This window comes from Curtobacterium sp. MMLR14_010, from assembly GCF_001865015.1.
GTDB lineage: Bacteria > Actinomycetota > Actinomycetes > Actinomycetales > Microbacteriaceae > Curtobacterium.
In genome coordinates, this window is the sequence record NZ_MJGV01000018.1 from 63,170 (window position 1) to 84,082 (window position 20,913).

Sequence of the window (20,913 nt, forward strand, 5' to 3'; positions counted from 1 at the left end):
TTGGACGACTTCTTCTTCGACTTCTTCGTCTTCTCGCCGTCCTGGTCCTCGTGCGCCTCGGGTGCCTCGGGGACGGGCGGCACGGCGGGGACGGGCGGCACGGCGGGGACGGTCGGCACGGCGGGCTCGCTCGGCTCGAGTCCGTCGACCGGCTCGACCACCACGGCGGACCCGGTGTCCTCGAGCACGTCCACCGGCTGCTCGGTCAGCTCGGAGGCGAGCGCGTCCTCGACCCGCTCCACGGTGAGCTCGGCGGCGTCCTCGGCGAGCCGGACGAGGGCCTGCGCGGCACGGAGACGCGTGGTGCTCTTCCGGGCCAGCACGTCGGCCCGGGCGCCCTCGAGGAACGTCCGCAGCGACCGTTCCACGGCCGAACGGCCTCGGGGTGCGGAGCGGTCCAGCCGGTCGATCTCGCCCGCGACCCCGGCGACGTCGTCCTCGACGTGCTCGTGGCGGACGGACTCGATGAGTGCGGCCACGGTGGCGGCGGCGCGTTCGACGGCGGCGCTGCGCTGGTCGAGCACGACGAGCATCTCGAACGTGGAGCCGTACGACACGGTCTCGAGGCGGACGGGCTCAGCACCACGGCCGCGGATGACCAGTCGGGCATCGGGGGTGGGGAGCCAGGCCGTCAGCGCGGCGACGGTGGCGACCGACGCGACGATGCGCTCGTACTCGGCCAGGCCGACTCGTTCCTGCTCTCGCAGCCGGACTCGGATCGCGATCTCCTGCACAGCGGGACCTTCCACTCGGGTTCGGGCACGGGTGTCTTCCCGCGCCTGCCCCGGAGCGTAGTCCTGCCGCGTGCACGAACAGCGAACGCCCCGTCGGTGTCCTTCGACACCGACGGGGCGTTCGGTCCTGATCGCTCAGGCCACGTGTGACAGCAGCTGCGCCGCTCGGCGATGGTGGAGATGGGGGGAATCGAACCCCCGTCCATCGCTGCAATTCGACGTCTTCTACGGGCGTATCCGGATGATTCGTTCTGCTCGGCCCCGTCCTTTGCTACCGGCTTTTAGGACGACGGGCCCAGTCTCAGTGCAAGTCCCGCACGGCCCTGAGGCGCAACCGTGCAGCAAGTCCTCTGGATGACGCCGGAACTCAGGTTAGAAGACGATCACCTGGCCGACGGACTTCATGTGCTGGGCTGCTTACGCAGCGAGAGCGAAGTCAGTGCGCTTGGAATTGGCACTTGTTGTTTTCCACGGATCGTTGACGAGATGACCGTGGATCCTCGGCCCGCTTCCCGTCGGCACACAGGCAATGTCGAAACCGATCATCCCCGTACGGGCCGAGCAGCGAGCCGCTGTCACACTGTGGAGTTGTTGCGCCTGTTTCCGCAGGCAGCTGTTCAGTCTACCGAGGATCGGCGCCGACCGCTACTCGCCGACGCGGTTCCGCGTGCGCATGGCCCGCTCGGCCTCGCGCTTGTCGGTCTTCTCGCGCATGGCCTGGCGCTTGTCGAACTCGCGCTTGCCCTTGGCCACCGCGATCTCGACCTTGGCGCGGCCGTCGTGGAAGTAGATCTGCAGCGGCACGAGGGTGTAGCCACCCTGCGCCGTCTTGTGCGAGATCTTCACGATCTCCTGCTTGTGCAGGAGCAGCTTGCGCTTGCGCCGCGGGGCGTGGTTGTTCCACGTGCCCTCGGTGTACTCGGGGATGTGCACGGCGTCGAGCCAGGCTTCTCCCCCGTCCACGAAGGCGTAGCCGTCGACGAGCGACGCGCGGCCCTCACGCAGGGACTTGACCTCGGTACCCGAGAGCACCATGCCGGCCTCGTACGTGGACTCGATCAGGTAGTCGTGGCGCGCGCGGCGGTTCGTCGCCACGATCTTCTCGCCGCGTTCCTTCGCCATGCGCGTCTCCTCTCGAACCATCGCTGCGGGTGCGCAGCCCCACAGTCTATCGGACGATCAGACCTTGAGGTAGCGACGGATGGCGATCGACGCCGACACCGCCGCCAGGACCACCCCGATGACGATCACCGCCGGGACGACCACGGCCGCGTCACTCATGCCGATGAACGCGACACCACTGAACCGCTTGGTCAGGTAGTTGCGGACGAAGAACCAGACGACGGCGGTGATCGCGCCACCGGCCAGCACGGCCCCGATCGCCGCGGCGATCACGCCCTCGAGCACGAACGGCGTCTGGATGAACCGGTTCGACGCCCCCACCAGGCGCATGATCCCGAGCTCCCGTCTCCGCGAGAACGCGGACAGGCGGATCGTCGTGGCGATGAGCAGCACGGCGGCGATGAGCATCAGGGCCGCGATGCCGATCGCCGTGTACGACGAGGCGTTCAGCAGGTTGAAGATCGGTTGGAGGTACCCGCGCTGGTCCATGACGCTCTGCACGCCGGCGACCTTCGACAGGCTCTCCTGCAGCACGTCCGCCTGCGACGGGTTCTTCAGGTTCACCCAGAAGGTCTCATTGAGGTACTCGGGCTTGACGAACTCCGTCGTCGGAGCGTCCTTGAACTGCTGCTTGAAGCGGACGAAGGCCTGCTGCTGGTCCTGGAAGTAGGTCTTCTCGATGTACGGCGCCAGCGTCGGGCCCTTGAGGAGTTCCTCGACCTGGTCGCGCTGGTCCTCGGTGGCCTTCGCTCCGGTGCAGTTGCCGGTGTTGTCGGTCTCGGTGCAGAGGTAGACGGCGACCTGGGCGCGGTCGTACCAGTACCCCTTCATCTGGTTGATCTGCATCTGCATCAGGATCGCGGTGCCGACGAAGGTCAGTGAGATGAAGGTCACCAGGACGACCGAGACGACCATCGAGGCGTTGCGACGGAGGCCGGAACCGACCTCGCCCATGACGAGTCCGAGCCTCATCGGATGAGCCCCGGGATGGTCTGGATGCCGGTGGTCGTCGAGACGCCGGCCGGGTGCTGGATCGGGAGCGCCTGGGTCTGGTACCCGCCGGACTGCTCGTCGCGGAGGACCACACCCCCGGACAGCTCGATCACGCGTCGCTGCATCTGGTTCACGATGCTCGCGTCGTGGGTCGCCATCAGCACGGTGGTGCCTCCCTGGTTGATGCGTTCGAGGAGCGCCATGATGCCGGCCGAGGTCGTCGGGTCGAGGTTGCCGGTGGGCTCGTCGGCCAGGAGCACCGACGGCTTGTTCACCACGGCACGGGCGATCGCGACGCGCTGCTGCTCACCACCGGAGAGCTCGTGCGGCATGCGGTTCGCCTTGCCGTTCAGACCGACGAGCTTGAGCACGTCGGTCACGGCCTCGCTGATGAAGCCCTTGCTCTTGCCGATCACCTGCAGCGAGAACGCGACGTTGTCGAACACGTTCTTGTTCGGCAGCAGGCGGAAGTCCTGGAAGACCACGCCGAGGTTCCGGCGGAAGTACGGGACCTTCCTCGAGGACAGCGCGCCGAGGCGTTGTCCGAGCACGTGGATCTGACCGCGCGACGGCTTCTCCTCCTTGAGCACGAGGCGCAGGAAGCTCGACTTCCCGGAGCCGGACGCACCGACGAGGAAGACGAACTCGCCCTTGAGGATCTCGAGGGTGACGTTGTCGAGCGCGGGACTCGGGTTGCCCGAGTACAGCTTGGTGACCTGGTCGAATTTGATCATGACCGGATCAGGGTAGGTTGCTCGCCTCGGAAAGACCGCCAGGCGCGCGGCTCAGGACTCGACGGACTGCTTGCGCCAGCGGATCCCGGCGTTGATGAAGCCGTCCAGGTCGCCGTCGAACACGGCTGAGGGGTTGTTCACCTCGTGCTCCGTCCGGAGGTCCTTGACCATCTGGTACGGCGCCAGGACGTAGGAGCGGATCTGGTCGCCCCAGCTCGCCGTGATGTTCCCGGCGAGCTCCTTCTTCTTCGCGTTCTCCTCTTCCTTCTTCAGGAGCAGGAGTCGCGACTGGAGCACGCGCATGGCGGCGGCACGGTTCTGGATCTGCGACTTCTCGTTCTGCATCGACACCACGGTGCCGGTCGGGATGTGGGTCAGGCGCACCGCGGAGTCCGTGGTGTTGACGGACTGGCCGCCGGGGCCCGACGAGCGGAAGACGTCGACGCGGATGTCGTTCTCGGGGATGTCGATGACGGCGGTCTCCGGCATCAGCGGGATGACCTCGACCGCGGCGAACGACGTCTGGCGCTTGCCGGCGGCACCGAAGGGCGACATGCGGACCAGGCGGTGTGTGCCGGCCTCGACCGACAGGGTGCCGAAGGCGTGCGGGGAGTCGACCTCGAACGTGGCGGACTTGATGCCGGCCTCTTCCGCGTAGGAGGTGTCCATCACGGTGGTCTTGTAGCCGTGCTGCTCGGCGTACCGCAGGTACATGCGCATGAGCATCTCGGCGAAGTCGGCGGCGTCGACGCCACCGGCCCCGGCGCGGATGGTGATGACCGCGGGGCGGTCGTCGTACTCGCCGTCGAGGAGCGTCTGCACCTCGAGCTCGCCCATCGTCTTCGTGATCGCCTTCAGCTCGGAGGCGGCCTCGTCGGCGGACTCCTGGTCGTCGCCCTCGTTCGCCATCTCGACCAGGACCTCGAGGTCGTCGATGCGCCGTTCGGTGTCGGTGATCTTCTTCAGTGCCGTCTGACGGTGGGAGAGCGCGCTCGTCACCTGCTGCGCGTGGTCGACGTCGTCCCAGAGGTCCTGGGCCCCGGCCTGCTCGCTGAGGTCGGCGATCTCGCGCTGCAGGCGGTCGACGTCGACCACCGAGCGGATGTTGCCAAAGGTCTCTCGGAGGGCGGAGAGCTGCTCGGTGTAGTCCAGTTCGACCATGGTCACCGATCCTACCGGCGCAGCCAGGACACGGCCGACCGGGAGGCCCGGCGCGGCTCCGTCACGCCCGTCGCGTCGGCACGGTGGCCGGCACACGCGCGCTGGCGGTCCGTCATCCGGCTCGGGAGATGCTCACCCACGCGACCTGCACGTCCCCGGCCGCGTCCTTCGGCGGCTTCTGCTCGGACATCGTCGCTGCCTGGAGGACGAGGTGCAGCGACTTCGTCGGGATCTGCTTCGTGGTCGAGGCCACGGTCACGCCGTCGATGAGGAAGCTGAGCTTCGCCGGCGACCACTCGATCGTGTAGGTGTGCCAGGCGGCGAACGTCGTGCCGGTGTCCCGGTGCAGGCAGTTGGCGGCCGGGTTGCCCGGGCAGTGGTTCGAGAGCGTGACGGTGCCGTCGAGGGCACCCTCGGGGAAGTCGACCTCGCCGTCCTCCCAGGTGTTCGTGTCCGACCACAGCAGTCCGGCGAGCCCGTACCCCTCGACCGGGTCCGCTCGGAGCCGGAGGTCGTAGCGGCCGCTGGTCTGCCCGCCCCACCGGCCGTCGACGAGCGGGATGAACGCGGCGCCGGTGGGCTGCCCGGAGGCATCGGTGTGCATGTGCATGTCGAGCGTCCCGTCGGCCACGGACAGCGCTGACTGGCGGTACTTCCCGGCGCCGCTCGTGTCGTTGAACCCGTCGTAGGTGACGAAGCGGTCACCGTAGGCCGCCATGAAGCCCCCGGGGGCCGCCGGTGTCGTGAAGTCCTCGCCGAAGACCCGCGTCCAGCCGGAGGCTGCCGCCGGCATCGCGCCGCCGTCCTGGTCGTCCGTCGGAGCGGTGGTCGACGGTGCCGTCGGCGGGGAGGGCACGGGCGACGGCGCCACTGCCGGCACGGTCACCGTCCGGCACCCGAGACGCGTGTCGGTCCCGGTGCCCACGTTCTCCGCGACGGCGCACACCGACTGCGTGCCGCTCGCGGTCGTCGCGAGCGAGGTGTCGAAGCCGTGCCTGCCGGTGACGTGGTGGCCACGGTTCACGTCGCCCCGGAGCGCATCGGTGTGCACGGTCGCGATCGCGGTGCCGCCGACGGTGACGGTGACGTCGGTGGAGGCCGACGAGGTGTCCGGGTCGAGCGCCCACCCTCGGACCGTCAGCGTGCCGGGGGTGGCGGCGACGCGGTCGAGCGCCCCGATCGGGGACGGGTTCCTGATGCTGACGGTCCGGCACCCCAGCGCGACGTCCTTCCCGCGGGTCAGGCTGAGCGCCGTGATGCAGACCGACTGCTTGCCGTACTTCGCCGAGGTGACGGAGCCGCTGTACCCGTGCTTCCCGCGCACTCCGAGGTGACGGTTCACGTCCGCGCGGGCCGTCGTGGCGGGGACGGTGCCGGCGACCCTGCCGCCGATGGTGACGCGGACGCTCGTCGACACGGCGGACTTCGCCCGGTCGACCGCCCACCCGCGGACGGTGACCGTTCCCAGCCCGGCGCGGACGGTGTCGATCGCGCCCGTCGGCGTCGCGGTCGCAGCGAGCACCGGGGACGCGCTGAACACGACGGCGACGATCGTCGTCACGATGGCGACGACGGCGAGGCGTCGGCGTGCGTGCCCACGGACCGTGGCCGTCACGACACCCGCTCGTGTCCGCACCGCACCCGCGTTCGTCTGCATGTCCATGTGGTGATTCCCTGCCCCTGACCGACCAGAACGATCGGTACTGTACGGGCGCTCGAACGCGCTCCGACAGCGTTTCGAGCAGGTCAGCCCCGGACTGGGGACAGGTGTCCGACACACGGCCGGGCGACCGGCAGGACAGCAGAGAAGCCCTGGTCAGCCCCGAACTGGGGACAAGCGCCTAGCGGCCGAGCAGCGGCTCCCGGGAGGCCATCCCCGCCGCGCTCGCCCGCGCCACGGCGTCGGGCAGGGCCGCCAGGAAGGCGTCGACGTCGGCGTCGGTCGAGGTGTGCCCGAGCGTCACCCGGAGAGCGCCGCGGGCCTCGTCCTCGGACAGGCCCATGGCGAGCAGCACGTGGGAGGCCTCGGGCACGCCGGCCTGGCACGCGGAGCCCGTCGACACGGCGACCCCGGCGGCGTCGAGGAGGAACAGGAGCGAGTCGCCCTCGCACCCGGGGAAGGTGAAGTGCGCGTTGCCCGGCAGGCGGTCCACCGGGTCGCCGCGGAGCACGGCGGTGGGGACGGCCTCGAGGACACCGGCGACCAGTCGGTCGCGCAGGGCCCGGACGTCGGCGTGCGGCGTGGAGGCCGCGACGCCGAACGCGATCGCGGCAGGGGCGTCCTGCGTACCGCTGCGCACCTGCCGCTGCTGGCCGCCACCGTGGATGAGCGGTTCGACCGTGGCGCGGCGGCCGAGCACGAGCGCGCCGATGCCGACCGGTCCCCCGATCTTATGCGCGGACACGCTCATGGCGTCGAGGCCCGAGTCATGGAACGACACCGGCACCTGGCCGTAGGCGGCCACCGCATCGGCGTGCACCGGGACGCCGACTGCGTGCGCGAGCTCGACGATCCGCTCGACCGGCTGCATCGTGCCGACCTCGTTGTTCGCCCACAGGAACGTGACCAGGGCGACGTCCGTGGCGGAGGCGAGCCGGGCCTCCAGGCCGACGAGGTCGAGGTGACCCTGCGCGTCCAGCGGGACCACGTCGACGACCGCGCCGTCGTGGCGCTCGAGCCAGTCGACCGTGTCGACGGTGGCGTGGTGCTCCCCCGCCGCGACGACGATGCGGGGCCGCGGGTGGTCGACCTGTCGTGCCCAGAAGAGGCCCTTGACGGCGAGGTTGACGCTCTCGGTGCCTCCGGAGGTGAAGACGACCTCGACGGGTTCGGCGTCGAGGGAGGCGGCGACGCGGGCGCGACCGTCCTCGAGCAGCATCTTGGCGCGCTGGCCGGCGCTGTGGATCGACGACGGGTTGCCGACCGTGGCGAGGGCGTCGGTGAAGGCGGCGAGCGCCTCGGGCAGGATCGGCGTCGTCGCTGCGTGGTCGAGGTAGACCTGCATGGGAACCCCCTGTTCGAGCGTTTTCAGGATACGCGCGTGTCCTCGTACCCTTGTCGGGTGCAGCAGATCGCGATCGACACCGTCCAGGGGCTCCACCTGGGTCAGGACGTCGCGCGTTTCGCGATGCGCTCCGCGACGGCGACCGCCGCCACCCTGGTGCTCGACGCTCGGCCGGACGACTCGGCGCCGGAGCGACGGGTCGCGCTGACGCACGAGCCGGACTCCGACCGGTGGCACGCTGAGGTCCCGGACGTCCGCGTCGGGGACACGTACCACCTGCTCGTCGACGGCCCGACCGGCGGTCGGCACGACTTCGACGGCGAGCGCCCCTTGCTCGACCCGTACGCCCGCGGGGTCGTCCGCGCTCCCGAGGGTGCAGCGGCCCGGTGGACGAGCGTGGTGGTGGACGACGTCTTCGACTGGGGGGACGTGCCCAAGCCGACGGTGCCGCTCGACCGGGTCGTCCTGTACGAGGCCAACGTCCGGACGCTCACGAGCGCGAACCCCGCCGTGCCGGAGCACCTCCGCGGCACCTTCGCCGGGGTCGCGCACGAGAGCACCATCGCGCACCTGCAGCGGATCGGTGTGACGACGCTCGAGCTGCTGCCCGTGCAGGCGTTCGACTCCGAGCACTGGCTGCAGCAGGCCGAGCGGGAGAACGCCTGGGGCTACAACACGCTCGGGTTCTTCGCCCCGCACGCCGGGTACGCCTCGGCGTCGGCGCGGGAAGCGGGTGCGGACGGGGTGCTCCGCGAGTTCAAGGGCATGGTGCGGCTGCTCCACGAGGCCGGCATCCAGGTCGTGCTCGACGTCGTCTACAACCACACGGCCGAGGAGGGGCTCGGGGGCCCGACCTCGTCGCTCCGCGGGATCGACGGGGCGAACCGGTACCGCTTCGCCGAGGACGACTCCTACTACGACACGACGGGCTGTGGGAACACGCTCGACACCTCGGTGGAGGCCACCGCGGACCTGGTCGTGGACAGCCTGCGGTACTGGGCGCGCGAGATGCAGGTCGACGGCTTCCGCTTCGACCTGATGGCCGCGCTCGCCCGCGACGCCGACCACGTCTTCGACCCGGCGCACCCGCTGCTCGAGCGCATCCGGCAGCACCCGGACCTGCAGGACGTCCTGGTCATCGCCGAACCGTGGGACGTCGGCCCGGACGGCTGGCGCACCGGGGCCTTCGGCGCGGGGACGCTCGAGTGGAACGACGGCTTCCGCAACACCGTCCGGCAGTTCTGGCTGGCCGACGTCGGCCAGGAGCGTCGCAGCGGCGTGCCGGGGGCTGGCATCGGCGCGCTGGCGAACTCGCTGACGGGGTCGCGGAGCGTCTTCGACGTCACGCGTGGGCCGCTCGCCGGCGTCAACTTCGTCACGGCCCACGACGGCTTCACGGTGCACGACCTGGTGTCGTACGACGGCAAGCACAACGAGGCCAACGGCGAGGAGAACCGCGACGGCTCGGACGACAACCGGTCGTTCAACCACGGGCACGAGGGCGCGACCGAGGACCGCGGTGTCCGGGCGGCCCGGGGCCGGTCGATGCGCAACCTGCTCGGCACGTTGTTCCTGTCCGCCGGGGTCCCGCTGCTCACCGCCGGGGACGAGCGCAGCCGCACCCAGCACGGCAACAACAACGCGTACGTCGTCTCCGGGGACCTCACGCCGGTGGACTGGTCGGACGACGAGGACGCCGAGTCCATGACCGAGGCCGTGGCCACGCTGACGCGGCTGCGTGCCGCGCACCCGGCGCTCCGCCCGTCGCGCTTCGGCGTCGAGGGGCAGGTGACGCCCTCGGCGTCGCGGATGACCTGGTACGGGCCGGACGGCGGTCCGATGACCGGCGAGTGGTGGGACCAGCCGATCCACCGGGCGCTGCAGTCGTTCATCGAGTCCACGCCGGAGCACGAGCCGTACGACCGGGTGCTCGTCGTGGTGCACGGCAGCGGGCGGACCCGTGACCTGACGCTCCCCGTGCGGGAGGACGTGCTGGCCTACCGGCTGGCCTGGTCGAGCGAGAAGCACCGCGACCACGACCGGCACCGCCCCGCCGGCACGGTGTTCACGGCGTACGGGCCGGGCATCCACGTGTTCGAGGTCGTCTGAGGGACGCTCCTCCACCGGTCGCGCGACGCGCCGATCCGTCCACAGGACACGCGTTCCGGGGAACACGGAGGGCCGCGCCGGGTAGCGTCTGCTCCGTGGCCACCGCAGACCGACCCCGGCGTCCGAAGATCGGGCGCATCCCGATCACCGAACTCACCCCGAGGACGCCCAACGGCTTCCCCGGCAAGGCCTTCGACGGCGAGGTGATCACGTTCGGCGCGACCGTCTTCCGGGAGGGCCACGGCGTGATCGGCGCCGACGTCGTCCTCGAACGACCCGACGGCGGGACGAGGACCGTCCCGTTGCGGCTCGCCGCTGCCGGCACCGACCGCTACGAGGCCTCCGTTCAGGTCGACCACGTCGGCGTCTGGACCTGGCACGTCGAGGCCTACTCCGACGACTGGGCCTCCTGGCTCCACGGTGCCCGGCTGAAGATCGCCGCCGGTGTCGACACCGAGGCCACGCTGCTCGACGGCGCCGTGCTGCTCGACCGCCTGGCGGAGGAGACCGACTCCCCCGCCGCGACCCGCGCCGCCGCCCGCATGCGCGACGAGGAGCTCGACCCCGCCGACCGCCTCGCCGCGGCCGACGACCCGCGGATCCTCTCCGAGGTCGAGGAGTCGCCCGTCACCTCGCTCCGCACCCACTCGCCCGTGCAGCTGCTCGACGTCGAGCGCACCCGCGCCGGTGTCGGGGCCTGGTACGAGTTCTTCCCCCGCAGCGAAGGCGCCAAGCGCAACGCCGACGGATCCTGGAAGAGCGGCGACTTCCGCACCGCCGCCCGCCGTCTGCCCGCCGTCGCCCGCATGGGCTTCGACGTCATCTACCTCCCGCCGATCCACCCGATCGGTGTCACCGCACGCAAGGGCCCGAACAACACGCTCGACGCCGGTCCGGACGACCCCGGCAGCCCCTGGGCGATCGGTTCGGCCGAGGGCGGCCACGACGCCATCCACCCGGACCTCGGCACCGAGGACGACTTCCGCGACTTCGTCGAGACGGCGAAGAACACGGGGATGGAGGTGGCGCTCGACTTCGCGCTGCAGTGCTCCCCCGACCACCCGTGGGTCACGGAGCACCCGGAGTGGTTCACCACCCGCGCCGACGGCTCCATCGCGACCGCGGAGAACCCGCCGAAGCGGTACCAGGACATCTACCCGATCCAGTTCGACTCCGACCCCGAGGGCCTGGTCGTCGAGGTCGAGCGGGTGTTGCGGCACTGGATCGCGTTCGGCATCCGGATCTTCCGCGTCGACAACCCGCACACCAAGCCGCTCTGGTTCTGGGAGCGCGTCATCCGCGAGATCCGCGACGAGCACCCGGACACGGTGTTCCTCGCCGAGGCCTTCACCCGCCCGGCGATGATGCGGGCCCTGGCCGAGGCCGGCTTCCAGCAGTCGTACTCGTACTTCACGTGGCGCAACACGAAGGACGAGATCGCGGACTACTTCGACGAGCTCTCCCACGAGACCTCGGACTACCTCCGCCCGAACCTGTTCGTGAACACGCCGGACATCCTCACCGAGTTCCTGCAGTTCGGCGGCCGCGCCGGGTACAAGATCCGCGCGGCCCTCGCCGCGACGGGCGCGCCGACGTGGGGCATGTACGCCGGCTACGAGCTCTTCGAGGACGTCGCACGCCCGGGCTCCGAGGAGAACATCGACAACGAGAAGTACGAGTACAAGCCGCGCGACTTCGCCCTCGCCGAGGCCGAGGGCGCGAGCCTGGCGCCGTACGTCACGATGCTGAACCGCTTCCGGCAGGCGCACCCCGCGCTCCGCCAGCTCCGGAACCTGCACGTGCACGACAGCGAGGACGACGCCATCGTCGTGTACTCCAAGCACCTCCCCGGGCAGTTCATCCGCTCGGGCCGCGCCGACACCGTGATCGTCGTCGCGAACGTCGACCCCCACTCCGCCCGTGAGACCACGGTGCACCTCGACCTCGCCGCACTCGGACTCGACCCCGAGCAGTCGTTCGACGTCCGTGACGTCGTCACGGGCGCGCGCTGGGTCTGGGGATCGTCGAACTACGTCCGCCTGGACGCATTCCAGGAGCCCGTGCACCTGCTCGTCGTGGAAGGACCCCACCGATGACCGACCCCCACAACCCCGAGCGGATCGAACCCCGCGACCGCGGCCAGGGGCCGAGCGTCCCGCCGGTCCAGCCGCCGCCCCCGCCCGCGCGCTCACAGCACCCGGCGAAGCACGTCGACCCCGCGGCGGACCCCGCTGACGACCTCGACCCGGTCGACGCAGCGGACGCCGCTGGCCTGAGCGCCGGCGCCCCGGTCCCGAGCCGTCCGGTCCCCGCGCCGCTGCCGTCCCGCGCTCCGCAGGCAGCGCCGCGCACCGAGCCGCGGACGTCGGCTCCCGGCGAGGACCTCCCCGGTGCTCGTCTGCCGCGCCGCGAGGCCCCCGACCGCGACGTGCCGGAGTCGGCGACGCTCGCCGGTGGCCTGGACGCCACGCACCCCCGTCACGCCGAGGCCGTCGACACGACCCCGGCCACCACCGCGCAGGACGTGGCCGAGTCGGCTGCGTCCAGAGAACCCCGTGCGTCTGACGCCACGACGGACACCGCCGCTGCGACCGTCGAGCCGCGGCCCGCTCCACTCGAGGAGTGGCTGCGCCAGCAGGTCGCCGAGGGCCGGTGGTCCCAGCCGCACGACGTGCTCGGCCCGCACCCGGTCGACGGCGGCACGAGCGTGCGCGTCGTCCGCCACCTCGCCGAGTCCGTCCGCATCGTCCGACCCGACGGCAACGACATCGAGCTCGCACACGAGGGCGACGGCCTCTGGTCCGGCGCCACGACCGGCGAGCTCGGCCGCTACCGGGTCGAGTCCGAGTACGTCGAGGACGACACCACCTGGACCAGCGACGACGCCTACCGGTTCCCGCCCACGCTCGGCGAGCTCGACCTGCACCTGTTCGGTGAGGGCCGCGACGAGCAGCTCTGGAACCACCTCGGCGCCCACGTCACGACCGTCGACGGCGTCGACGGTGTCGCGTTCGCCGTCTGGGCTCCCCGAGCCACCGCTGTCCGCGTCATCGGCGACTTCGAGGGCTGGGAGGGCCGCACCACCGCGATGCGCCGCCTGAACGACCTCGGCGTCTGGGAGCTGTTCTGGCCGGGAGCCCTCGACGGGCAGCGGTACAAGTTCCAGATTCTCACCGACGGCGGCTGGGTCGAGCGCGCTGACCCGTTCGCGCGCCGCGCCGAGGTCCCGCCGCTGACGGCGTCGATCATCACGAGCTCCTCCTACACGTGGTCCGACGGGGACCGCCAGTGGATGGAGGACCGGGCGACCGCCACCACGCACGACCGGCCCATGAGCGTCTACGAGGTCCACCTCGGCTCGTGGCGTCCCGGCCTGTCGTACCGCGACGTCGCCGACGAGCTCATCGGGCACGTGCAGCACCTCGGGTTCACCCACATCGAGTTCCTCCCGCTGTCCGAGCACCCGTTCGGCGGGTCGTGGGGCTACCAGGTCACCGGCTACTACGCCCCGACCTCCCGGTACGGCACCCCTGACGACCTCCGCTACCTGATCGACCGGCTGCACTCGGCCGGCATCGGCGTGATCATGGACTGGGTCCCCGGGCACTTCCCGAAGGACGAGTGGGCCCTGGCGAAGTTCGACGGCCACGCGTTGTTCGAGCACCCGGACCCCCGCCGTGGTGAGCAGCTCGACTGGGGCACCCTGGTGTTCGACTTCGGGCAGCCGCAGGTGAAGAACTTCCTCGTCGCGAACGCGCTGTACTGGATGGAGGAGTTCCACATCGACGGCCTCCGGGTGGACGCCGTCGCCTCGATCCTCTACCTCGACTACTCCCGCACCGAGTGGCTGCCGAACATCCACGGCGGACGCGAGAACCTCGAGGCGATCTCGTTCCTGCAGGAGACGAACGCCACCGCGTACAAGCGCTACCCGGGCATCGTGATGATCGCCGAGGAGAGCACCTCGTGGCCCGGCGTCACGCAGCCCACCAGTGTCGGGGGCCTCGGCTTCGGGCAGAAGTGGAACATGGGCTGGATGCACGACTCGCTCGAGTACGTGCAGCGCGACCCGGCGTACCGCTCCTACCACCACGACGAGCTGACCTTCTCGTTCGTGTACGCGTTCAGCGAGCAGTTCACGCTGCCGATCAGCCATGACGAGGTCGTGCACGGCAAGGGCTCGCTCTACGGCAAGATGCCCGGCGACGAGTGGCAGAAGCTCGCGAACGTGCGCGCCTACCTCGCGTTCATGTGGTCGCACCCCGGTAAGCAGCTGCTGTTCATGGGCCAGGAGTTCGCCCAGATCGGCGAGTGGTCCGAGGCCCGCGGGCTCGACTGGTGGCACCTCGACGACCCGGGTCACCGGGGCGTGCAGGACCTCGTCGCCGAGCTCAACAGCGTGTACAAGGACACCCCGGCGCTGTGGACGCACGACAGCACCGCCGAGGGCTTCGAGTGGCTCGAGGGCGGCGACGCACCCCACGCCACCATCGGGTTCCTGCGGAAGGCCGGCGACGAGCGCCTCGCGGTGTTCGTGAACTTCTCCGGCGTGCCCGTCGAGCGGCGCTTCGGCCTGCCGACGGCCGGCGAGTGGCACGAGGTCCTCAACACCGACGCGGCCGAGTACGGCGGGTCCGGCGTGGGGAACCTCGGCGTCGTCACGGCTGAGGACACACCGTGGGCCGGTCGCCCGGCCTCGGCGAACCTCGTGGTTCCCCCGCTCGGTGCGGTCTGGCTGAAGCTCGCCCCGTAGCCCACGGGCGCGACGCGAACGCGCGGAGGAGGTCGGCCACCCCGACCCCCTCCGCGCTTCCGTCTGTGTGGCGCAGTACGCCCTGCAGAGGTCACGCGCAGCAGGTTGCGTCGCGCGCGGCACGTCGAATCGCGCGTGGCCAGTTCGGACACCCGACCTCCTCCGCGCGATCCGACATCCCATCGCACCCGTCATGGGTCCAACCGTCCACCACGACGGACGGGAGGCTCGGTGCCGGCTGGCACCGAGCCTCCTGTCCGTCAGTCCCCGGCGAACAACGCGAGACGCCCCCGGCGACTCGAGACGCCGCCAGATCCGGCGGTGTCTCGAGCGCTCGGGGGCGTCTCGTGCAGACGGGGGCGTCTCGCGACGCCCCCGCGGGGTCAGTACAGCGCGTTCGCCAGGCGGCGGCGTGCCGCCACGACGCGCGGGTCCTCCGCACCGATCAGCTCGAAGTACTCGACGAGCCGGACGCGGAGTGCCTCACGCTCGTCGCCGAACACCGTCGGCACCAGGTCGAGCAGGCGCCCGAAGGCGTCCTCGACGTGGCCACCGCTGATGTCGAGGTCGGCCACGGCGAGCTGTGCCTCGACGTCGTGCGGGCCGGCACCCGCGGCGGCACGGATGTCGTCCGCGGTGTGCCCGGCGAGCCGGTCGAGGAGCGACACCTGGGCCAGTCCCGCGACGGCCATCTGGTCGTGCGGGTCCTGCAGGATCGCGGTCTTGTACTCCTGGATCGCGGTGGCGTAGTCGCCCTGCTCGATCGCGTCGTACGCGGCCTGGTGGTGCGGCGGCAGCGGCTCGGGTTCGGGTTCGCCCTGCTCGACGGCCTCGGGTTCGACCCCGGCGCCGTCGACGGTCACGCGTCCCGAGACACCGTTCTGCTCGGCCGCCTGGAGCACCTGCTCGAAGACGTCGCGGACCTCGGCCTCGGGCAGCGCCCCGACGAACAGCCCCAGCGGGCGTCCGGCGATGACGGCGGCCACGGTCGGGATCGACTGCGCCTGGAAGGCCTGCACGAGCTGCGGGTTCGTGTCGGCGTCGACCTTGGCGAGCAGCACCCGGCCGTCGTACTCCGCGGTCAGCCGTTCGAGGATCGGCGAGAGCTGCTTGCACGGCCCGCACCACTCGGCCCAGATGTCCACGATGACGGGGACGATGGTCGAGAGCTGCAGGACGTCCTGGAAGGTCTCGTCGGTGACGTCGAGGACGAGCGACGGGACGGTCAGGTCACCGGCGCCGGCACCGCCCGGGACGCCGGGCGCACCAGCACCGGGAGCTCCGGCGCCAGCGGCACCGGGGCCCGCGGCACCGGGACCGGTCGGCTGCTGTCCTGCCGGTCGCTGCGCTCGTTCGACCAGGGATGACAGGTCGACGGCTCCGCGGAGTCCGGACGGGGTCGGGGGGACGTTCGTCATTGCACCTCACTCGCTGCGATCAGGCCCTGGGTGAACCCGAGCAGGACCATCTTGTCGTCCGACCCGACGGCCGGCACGGAGAAGAGCAGTTGGACGCCGTAGGTGGCGCTCACGCCCTTCTTGCTGGAGTCGACACCGGACAGGGCCTTCACGGCACCCTCGGTGTTGACGGACGCCCCGGAAGCCGTGGGCGTGACCTTCTCGATCTCGTCGAGGCTGACCGACACCAGTGCGCCGGCGCCGTTCGTCGCCAGGGCGATGGCGGTGCCCTCCGGCGACTGGGACGAGTACTCGATCTTGGCGGTGTCGGGCAGGGCCTCGGACTTCTTGTCCTTGTAGTCCTTGCCGATCTTCGGCCGGAGGTCGTCGCCGTCGCTATGGAAGAGGTCGGCGTACTCGCTCTCTGCGTCCTTCGACAGGACGTCGCCGTAGGCCGTGCCGACTTCGTCCGGGGCGATCGCCAGGAGCGGGGAGTCCGAGGCGAGCTGCGCGGTGCCGATCGACGCGGGTGCGACGGAGGGCAGGGTGGCGTCGGCCTCGAGCGAGACGTCGTACATCACCTTGTAGTCGTCGCGGGCCGACTCCTGCACGAGGGTGAGCGCCTGCGGTGCCGTCTTCTGGTCGGAGGGGTCCGAGGTCACGACGAACACTGTGCGCGGCCAGCTGTCGGTCTGCTGCGGGAGCGCGACCGAGACGTCGGCAGCCGAGATCGTCGGCGGTGCCTGCACGTCCTGGTCGGCGTCGCGGATCGTGTAGTTGGCCTTGCGGAGATCGAGCGCGGGCCCGACGAAGCGGGTGGCCGCGAGGTCGGCGTCCTTGTCCGTGTCCGCCTTCGTCGCGACGTCCGCGACGCGCTGGACGACCCGGGTGATCTGCTGCCGGGTGGCGGCGGTCGGCTCGGCCTGCTCGGCGGCTCCCGTCGCGGACGCGCTCGGGGTCGGCGTCGCTGCGACACCGCCCTGGGGCCAGTACTCGGACGAACACCCGGCGAGCGACAGTGCGCCGAGCAGGACGACCGGCACCGCGACGAGCGACCGACGGCCGCGACGTGACCGCGCGGGGACCTGGGCGCCGGCGGCAGCGGCGCGGCGCGAGGCCCGGACGCGGGGCGGCCGGGTCCCGCCACTGCGACGACGCGGGCCGCGGGAACGACGCTGGTGCAGGAACGCCCAGACCAACAGGACGATGCCGCCGATGACGAAGACGCCGCCGGCGGTCATGAGCGGTCCGACGGAGGGGGTGGCGGTGTCACGCGGCCAGGTGACCGAGACGTCTGCCGGCGCTGCCGACGAGCCCTCGCCGACGATGAGCACGGAGACGTCGTCGGGCAGACGGACGGTGAACTGCCCGGCCCCGTCGTACTCCTGGTACCAGAGGTCGCTGCCCTTCGGGTCCGGCACGGTGGTCTCGCTGCCGGCGGTCCTCGCGACCAGTCGGGACCGGTCGGCGTCGTAACGGAGCGTGCGGTGGCGGGCGTCACCCACCCAGGCGTCGACGTCGGAGGTCTTGCCGTAGGCCGCGAAGACCTTGCCGGGTCCGGAGACGTTGATCCGCTGGTACCCGGGGTTCGCGTTGAGCACGGAGCCGGGGATCACGGTCACAGGGGCCTCGGTGGAGGTGGACGTCTGCGCGACGATCGAGGACGGCGGAGCGAAGACCGTCCGCTCGGCGACCCCCAGGCCGACGAGCAGCAGCCCGATCACGAAACTGACGATCGCCAGGACGAATCGCACGGAACTCTCTCCCTCCGCGCCGGGGTGGGGGGATCGGCGCGAATCAACGGCCCAGGTTACGCGAGAACCACTGGGAGGCGCATCCCGTCACCCTGTCCCCAGGCTCAGCCCTGGTCATCGGGGCACCACTACAATCGGGGCGCGGGCGGCACCGGGCCGCCCGAGTGGACCAGTGGGAGCGACACGTGGCGAACGACGAGGCAGAGTTCGGGACCGAGCTGCGGGGCTACCGCAAGGACGAGGTCGACCGGGCGCTGAACGACCTCCGTCGTGGACTCATCAAGTCGAACACCGACCGCGCCGAAGCCGCCAAGGAGATCCGTCTCCTGCAGTCCCGCGTCTCGGACATGCAGAGCGAGCTCGACGAGGCCGGCACCCCCACCTACAGCGGGCTCGGCACCCGCCTCGAGTCGACCCTCCGCGTCGCCGAGGAACAGTCCACGCGGCTCATCGCCCAGGCCGACATCGACGCCCAGCGCCTCCGCGCCTCGAGCCGCGCCGAAGCCGACCGCACCGTCCGCGAAGCCCAGGAAGAAGCCCGCGAGACCCTCGAGGACGCCAGGACCCGGGCCACGAACGAGCTCGCCCGTGCCCGTGCCGAGTCCGGCGACACCGTCGAACGTGCCCGCGCCGAAGCCGGCATGCTCACGCAGGACGCCCGCAACGAGGCCGCCGCGATGCGTGGAGCCGCCGTCACCGAGGCCGCCGAGACCCGGTCCGTCGCCATCCGCGAGACGAACGCCCTCCGCGCCCGCGCCGAGCACGAGGTCGCCGAACTGCGCGAACTCGCCCAGCGCGAGGCCGCCGCCGCCCGGGGCGCCGCCACGGACCTCGACCGCGAGACCGAGCACCGCCGCAGCGTGTTCGAGGCCGACCAGGCCCGCCGCGTGGAGGACCTCGACCGCGACGAGCGCACCCGCCGGGAGGCCCTCGAGCGCGAGGTCACCGACGGCCGCGCCGCCTGGGAGCACGAGCACACCGAGCGCCGCCGCGCCTTCGAGCTCGAGCTGGAGACCGGCCGGGCCGACCTGGCGTCCGAGGTCGAGTCGCGCCGCGCTGAACTCACCGCCGAACTCGCCGACCGCCGCCGGGAGCACGACGAGGACCTCGCCGCCGCCCGCGCCGGTTGGGACCGCGAGCTCGCCTCGGCCCGCGCAGCGCTGGCGCAGGAAGCCGACGCCGTCCGCGCACAGCTGCAGGTCGACCAGGAGCAGACCGCCGCCGAGAACGACCGCCTGCTGCAGGAGACCGCCGCCCGCATCGCCCGCGAGACCGAGGAGCACCGCGAGCGCATCGACCGCGAGCGCGCCGAGGCCCTCGCCGTCGCCGAACGTGCCGCCCAGGACCACGACGCCGAGCTGGCCGCCCGACGCGAGCGCGAGCACGCCGAGGTCGACTCCGAGATCGCCGAACGTCGCAGCGCTGAACTCGGCACGCTCGAAGCCGAGCGGACCGCGCTCCGACAGGAGATCGACACCGCCCGGGCCGGTCTGGCAAAGGAGCGCGACGAGGTCCTCGCCGAGATCGCCCGCGAGCGCGACGAGGCCCGCACCACGCTCGAGTCCGAGCTCGCCGCGCGGCGGGACGACGCCGAGCAGGACTACCTGCAGAAGCACCACGAGACCGTCACCGAGACCCAGCGCTACCTCGACGAGGCGAACCTCCAGCTCGCCGAGGCCACCCGCCGGGCGACCGAGGCCCGCGAGCGTGCCGAGCGACTCCGGCAAGAGGCCAACGACCTCGAGCGCACCAGCACCTCCGACGCCGAGGAACACGCCCGCCGGCTCCTGTCCGAGGCGCAGGAACGCGCGCACGCGATCGTCGCCGAGGCCGAGGAACGCACCGCCGCCCAGGTCGCCGAGGCCGAGGACCGGCTCGCCGCCATCCGGACCGAGCGCGAAGCGGTCGCCGGCTACCTGGAGAACCTCCGCGGCGTCCTGACGCACGCCGCCGGCGTCGTCGAGGGCGCACCGACGCGGGTGGACGCGACCGACTCCTGAGGCGACCCGACCTGGAGGCCCGACCCGGTCCTCCAGGTCGGCTCACCCTGGTGGCGTGGTGCGGTCCTCAGCGCGGCCAGTGGGTCGGCAGTGGTGCCGACCCCGGCACGACGAGGTCCGCGACGGCGTCGAGGACGACGCGGACGTACCGCTCCCCCACCCAGAGGTGCTTCGCACCCGGCACCGGCACGACGCGGACGTTCGGCGCGACTGCGAACCGCCGGGCGGCGGCGTCGGGCTGCAGGAAGTCGTCGTGCTCCGGCACGAGTGCGACCACCGGCACGTCGACGGCGGCCCAGCGGGCGAGTTCCTCGTCGCTCGTGCGGTGCAACGGCGGCGAGAGCAGGACGACCCCGGCGACGGCGCCGGCCTCGACGTGTTCGAGCGCGTGCTTGAGGATCACCTCGGTCCCGAAGGACCACCCGACGAGCCACGGTGTCGGCAGCCCGCGGGCAGTGACGTCGGCGACGGCCGCGCGCAGGTCGAAGCCCTCGGAGACGCCGTCGCCGAAGGTGCCCTCGGACGTGCCGCGCGGGGAGGTCACCGAGCGGAAGTTGAAGCGGAGCACCGCGATGTCGGCGAGCTCCGGCAGCCGGGCTGCCGCCTTCTTCAGGACGTGCGAGTCCATGAAGCCCTGCGCGGTGGGCAACGGGTGCAGCGTGACGATCGTGCCGCGGGCGGGGCGTCCCTGCGGCTCGGCGAGCTCCCCCACCAGGGTGAAGTGGTCGTCGGTCACGAGCTCCACCTCGGTGCGGACGGCGGGCAGCACCGTGGCCGAGCGGATCTCGGTGTCCGCACCGACCTGGCTGTGCGCATCCGTCATGCCGTCCTCCAGCAGTGGTTGTGCCAGTGCCGGCGGGACGCGAGGTCGGCTGCGTCGCCGAGGACGCCGTCGGCACGCCAGACCACCACGTGCGCGACGCCCGGCTCGATCGTCAGACCGCAGCCCGGGCAGAGGTACTCCTTCTGCGCGGACGCCGTCGAGATCGGCTGGACGGCGTACTCACGGCCGCGACGGACCTCGGTCCGCTTCCAACCGCTCATGAGTCGGTCGAGGCCGAAGGGCTCCTCGACGTCCTCGACCCGAGCGCCGTCGGCTCGACCCCGTGGTCGCCGCGGCCGGTTGCTGCGCGGCACTGGTGGGGGCTGCC

At 71.4% G+C, this 20,913-nt stretch carries 14 protein-coding genes, 1 other RNA gene and 1 pseudogene; 4 read left to right on the top strand and 12 right to left on the bottom strand.

What is annotated here, in order from left to right:
• The 8 genes and pseudogenes from BIU98_RS19240 to BIU98_RS02905 form a co-directional block, all read right to left on the bottom strand.
• Positions 1 to 734 (bottom strand): annotated as a pseudogene (locus tag BIU98_RS19240) (hypothetical protein); the annotation flags it as partial.
• 172 nt (positions 735 to 906) lie between these two features.
• Positions 907 to 1,284, bottom strand: a transfer-messenger RNA (tmRNA) gene (ssrA, locus tag BIU98_RS02875).
• A 95-nt stretch (positions 1,285 to 1,379) separates the two neighbouring features.
• Positions 1,380 to 1,856: an SsrA-binding protein SmpB gene (smpB, locus tag BIU98_RS02880; protein WP_071271162.1), complete on the bottom strand. Its 477-nt coding sequence runs from the start codon at positions 1,854 to 1,856 to the stop codon at positions 1,380 to 1,382.
• A gap of 57 nt (positions 1,857 to 1,913) precedes the next feature.
• On the bottom strand, positions 1,914 to 2,828 hold the full coding sequence (gene ftsX, locus BIU98_RS02885) for a permease-like cell division protein FtsX (protein WP_071271165.1): 915 nt from the start codon (positions 2,826 to 2,828) through the stop codon (positions 1,914 to 1,916).
• Positions 2,825 to 3,583, bottom strand: coding sequence for a cell division ATP-binding protein FtsE (gene ftsE / locus BIU98_RS02890; protein ID WP_071271168.1), 759 nt, complete (start codon positions 3,581 to 3,583; stop codon positions 2,825 to 2,827). The genes ftsX and ftsE overlap by 4 nt, the downstream gene beginning before the upstream one ends.
• Before the next feature lie 51 nt (positions 3,584 to 3,634).
• Positions 3,635 to 4,744 (bottom strand): peptide chain release factor 2, encoded by a 1,110-nt coding sequence (gene prfB, locus BIU98_RS02895; RefSeq protein ID WP_071271171.1) that lies wholly within the window; start codon positions 4,742 to 4,744, stop codon positions 3,635 to 3,637.
• A 112-nt stretch (positions 4,745 to 4,856) separates the two neighbouring features.
• Entirely contained in the window at positions 4,857 to 6,407 is a 1,551-nt protein-coding gene (locus tag BIU98_RS02900; protein WP_071271174.1) for a glycoside hydrolase family 16 protein, read from the bottom strand.
• A 178-nt stretch (positions 6,408 to 6,585) separates the two neighbouring features.
• A complete protein-coding gene (locus BIU98_RS02905) occupies positions 6,586 to 7,749 on the bottom strand; it encodes a cysteine desulfurase family protein (RefSeq protein WP_071271177.1) in 1,164 nt (387 codons plus the stop codon).
• Between the two features lie 57 nt (positions 7,750 to 7,806).
• Between BIU98_RS02905 and BIU98_RS02910 the strand changes: the two genes are divergently transcribed.
• The 3 genes from BIU98_RS02910 to glgB all read left to right on the top strand — a co-directional run bounded on the left by BIU98_RS02910 (position 7,807) and on the right by glgB (position 14,611).
• The gene (locus tag BIU98_RS02910; protein WP_071271180.1) at positions 7,807 to 9,858 is read left to right on the top strand and encodes a glycogen-debranching protein; all 2,052 of its coding nucleotides are present in this window, start codon (positions 7,807 to 7,809) and stop codon (positions 9,856 to 9,858) included.
• Positions 9,859 to 9,953: 95 nt separating this feature from the next.
• On the top strand, positions 9,954 to 11,954 hold the full coding sequence (locus BIU98_RS02915; RefSeq protein ID WP_175481278.1) for a maltotransferase domain-containing protein: 2,001 nt from the start codon (positions 9,954 to 9,956) through the stop codon (positions 11,952 to 11,954).
• Positions 11,951 to 14,611 carry a 1,4-alpha-glucan branching protein GlgB gene (gene glgB / locus BIU98_RS02920; RefSeq protein ID WP_254787776.1) on the top strand — a complete coding sequence of 887 codons (2,661 nt, stop codon included), beginning with the start codon at positions 11,951 to 11,953 and terminating at the stop codon, positions 14,609 to 14,611. Before BIU98_RS02915 ends, glgB begins: the two co-directional genes overlap by 4 nt.
• Positions 14,612 to 14,994: 383 nt before the next feature.
• Here glgB and BIU98_RS02925 read toward each other — a convergent pair whose 3' ends face one another.
• Together BIU98_RS02925 and BIU98_RS02930 are read right to left on the bottom strand one after the other, a co-directional pair.
• Positions 14,995 to 16,029: a tetratricopeptide repeat protein gene (locus BIU98_RS02925; protein ID WP_071271183.1), complete on the bottom strand. Its 1,035-nt coding sequence runs from the start codon at positions 16,027 to 16,029 to the stop codon at positions 14,995 to 14,997.
• Positions 16,026 to 17,762 carry a hypothetical protein gene (locus BIU98_RS02930; protein WP_071271186.1) on the bottom strand — a complete coding sequence of 579 codons (1,737 nt, stop codon included), beginning with the start codon at positions 17,760 to 17,762 and terminating at the stop codon, positions 16,026 to 16,028. The genes BIU98_RS02925 and BIU98_RS02930 overlap by 4 nt, the downstream gene beginning before the upstream one ends.
• Positions 17,763 to 17,947: 185 nt before the next feature.
• Between BIU98_RS02930 and BIU98_RS02935 the strand changes: the two genes are divergently transcribed.
• Positions 17,948 to 19,762, top strand: a complete 1,815-nt coding sequence (locus tag BIU98_RS02935) for a hypothetical protein (RefSeq protein WP_071271189.1) — start codon at positions 17,948 to 17,950, stop codon at positions 19,760 to 19,762.
• 67 nt (positions 19,763 to 19,829) lie between these two features.
• Here BIU98_RS02935 and BIU98_RS02940 read toward each other — a convergent pair whose 3' ends face one another.
• Together BIU98_RS02940 and BIU98_RS02945 are read right to left on the bottom strand one after the other, a co-directional pair.
• Positions 19,830 to 20,585, bottom strand: a complete 756-nt coding sequence (locus BIU98_RS02940; protein ID WP_071271192.1) for an alpha/beta hydrolase — start codon at positions 20,583 to 20,585, stop codon at positions 19,830 to 19,832.
• On the bottom strand, positions 20,582 to 20,899 hold the full coding sequence (locus BIU98_RS02945; RefSeq protein WP_071271195.1) for a hypothetical protein: 318 nt from the start codon (positions 20,897 to 20,899) through the stop codon (positions 20,582 to 20,584). The genes BIU98_RS02940 and BIU98_RS02945 overlap by 4 nt, the downstream gene beginning before the upstream one ends.
• Positions 20,900 to 20,913 lie beyond the last annotated feature (14 nt).

Coding starts and splice junctions, on each gene's coding strand:
- ftsX (WP_071271165.1), bottom strand. CDS start 2,828: ATGAGGCTCGGACTCGTCATGGGCGAGGTCGGTTCCGGCCTCCGTCGC.
- BIU98_RS02900 (WP_071271174.1), bottom strand. CDS start 6,407: ATGGACATGCAGACGAACGCGGGTGCGGTGCGGACACGAGCGGGTGTC.
- smpB (WP_071271162.1), bottom strand. CDS start 1,856: ATGGCGAAGGAACGCGGCGAGAAGATCGTGGCGACGAACCGCCGCGCG.
- ftsE (WP_071271168.1), bottom strand. CDS start 3,583: ATGATCAAATTCGACCAGGTCACCAAGCTGTACTCGGGCAACCCGAGT.
- BIU98_RS02940 (WP_071271192.1), bottom strand. CDS start 20,585: ATGACGGATGCGCACAGCCAGGTCGGTGCGGACACCGAGATCCGCTCG.
- BIU98_RS02925 (WP_071271183.1), bottom strand. CDS start 16,029: ATGACGAACGTCCCCCCGACCCCGTCCGGACTCCGCGGAGCCGTCGAC.
- prfB (WP_071271171.1), bottom strand. CDS start 4,744: ATGGTCGAACTGGACTACACCGAGCAGCTCTCCGCCCTCCGAGAGACC.
- glgB (WP_254787776.1), top strand. CDS start 11,951: ATGACCGACCCCCACAACCCCGAGCGGATCGAACCCCGCGACCGCGGC.
- BIU98_RS02905 (WP_071271177.1), bottom strand. CDS start 7,749: ATGCAGGTCTACCTCGACCACGCAGCGACGACGCCGATCCTGCCCGAG.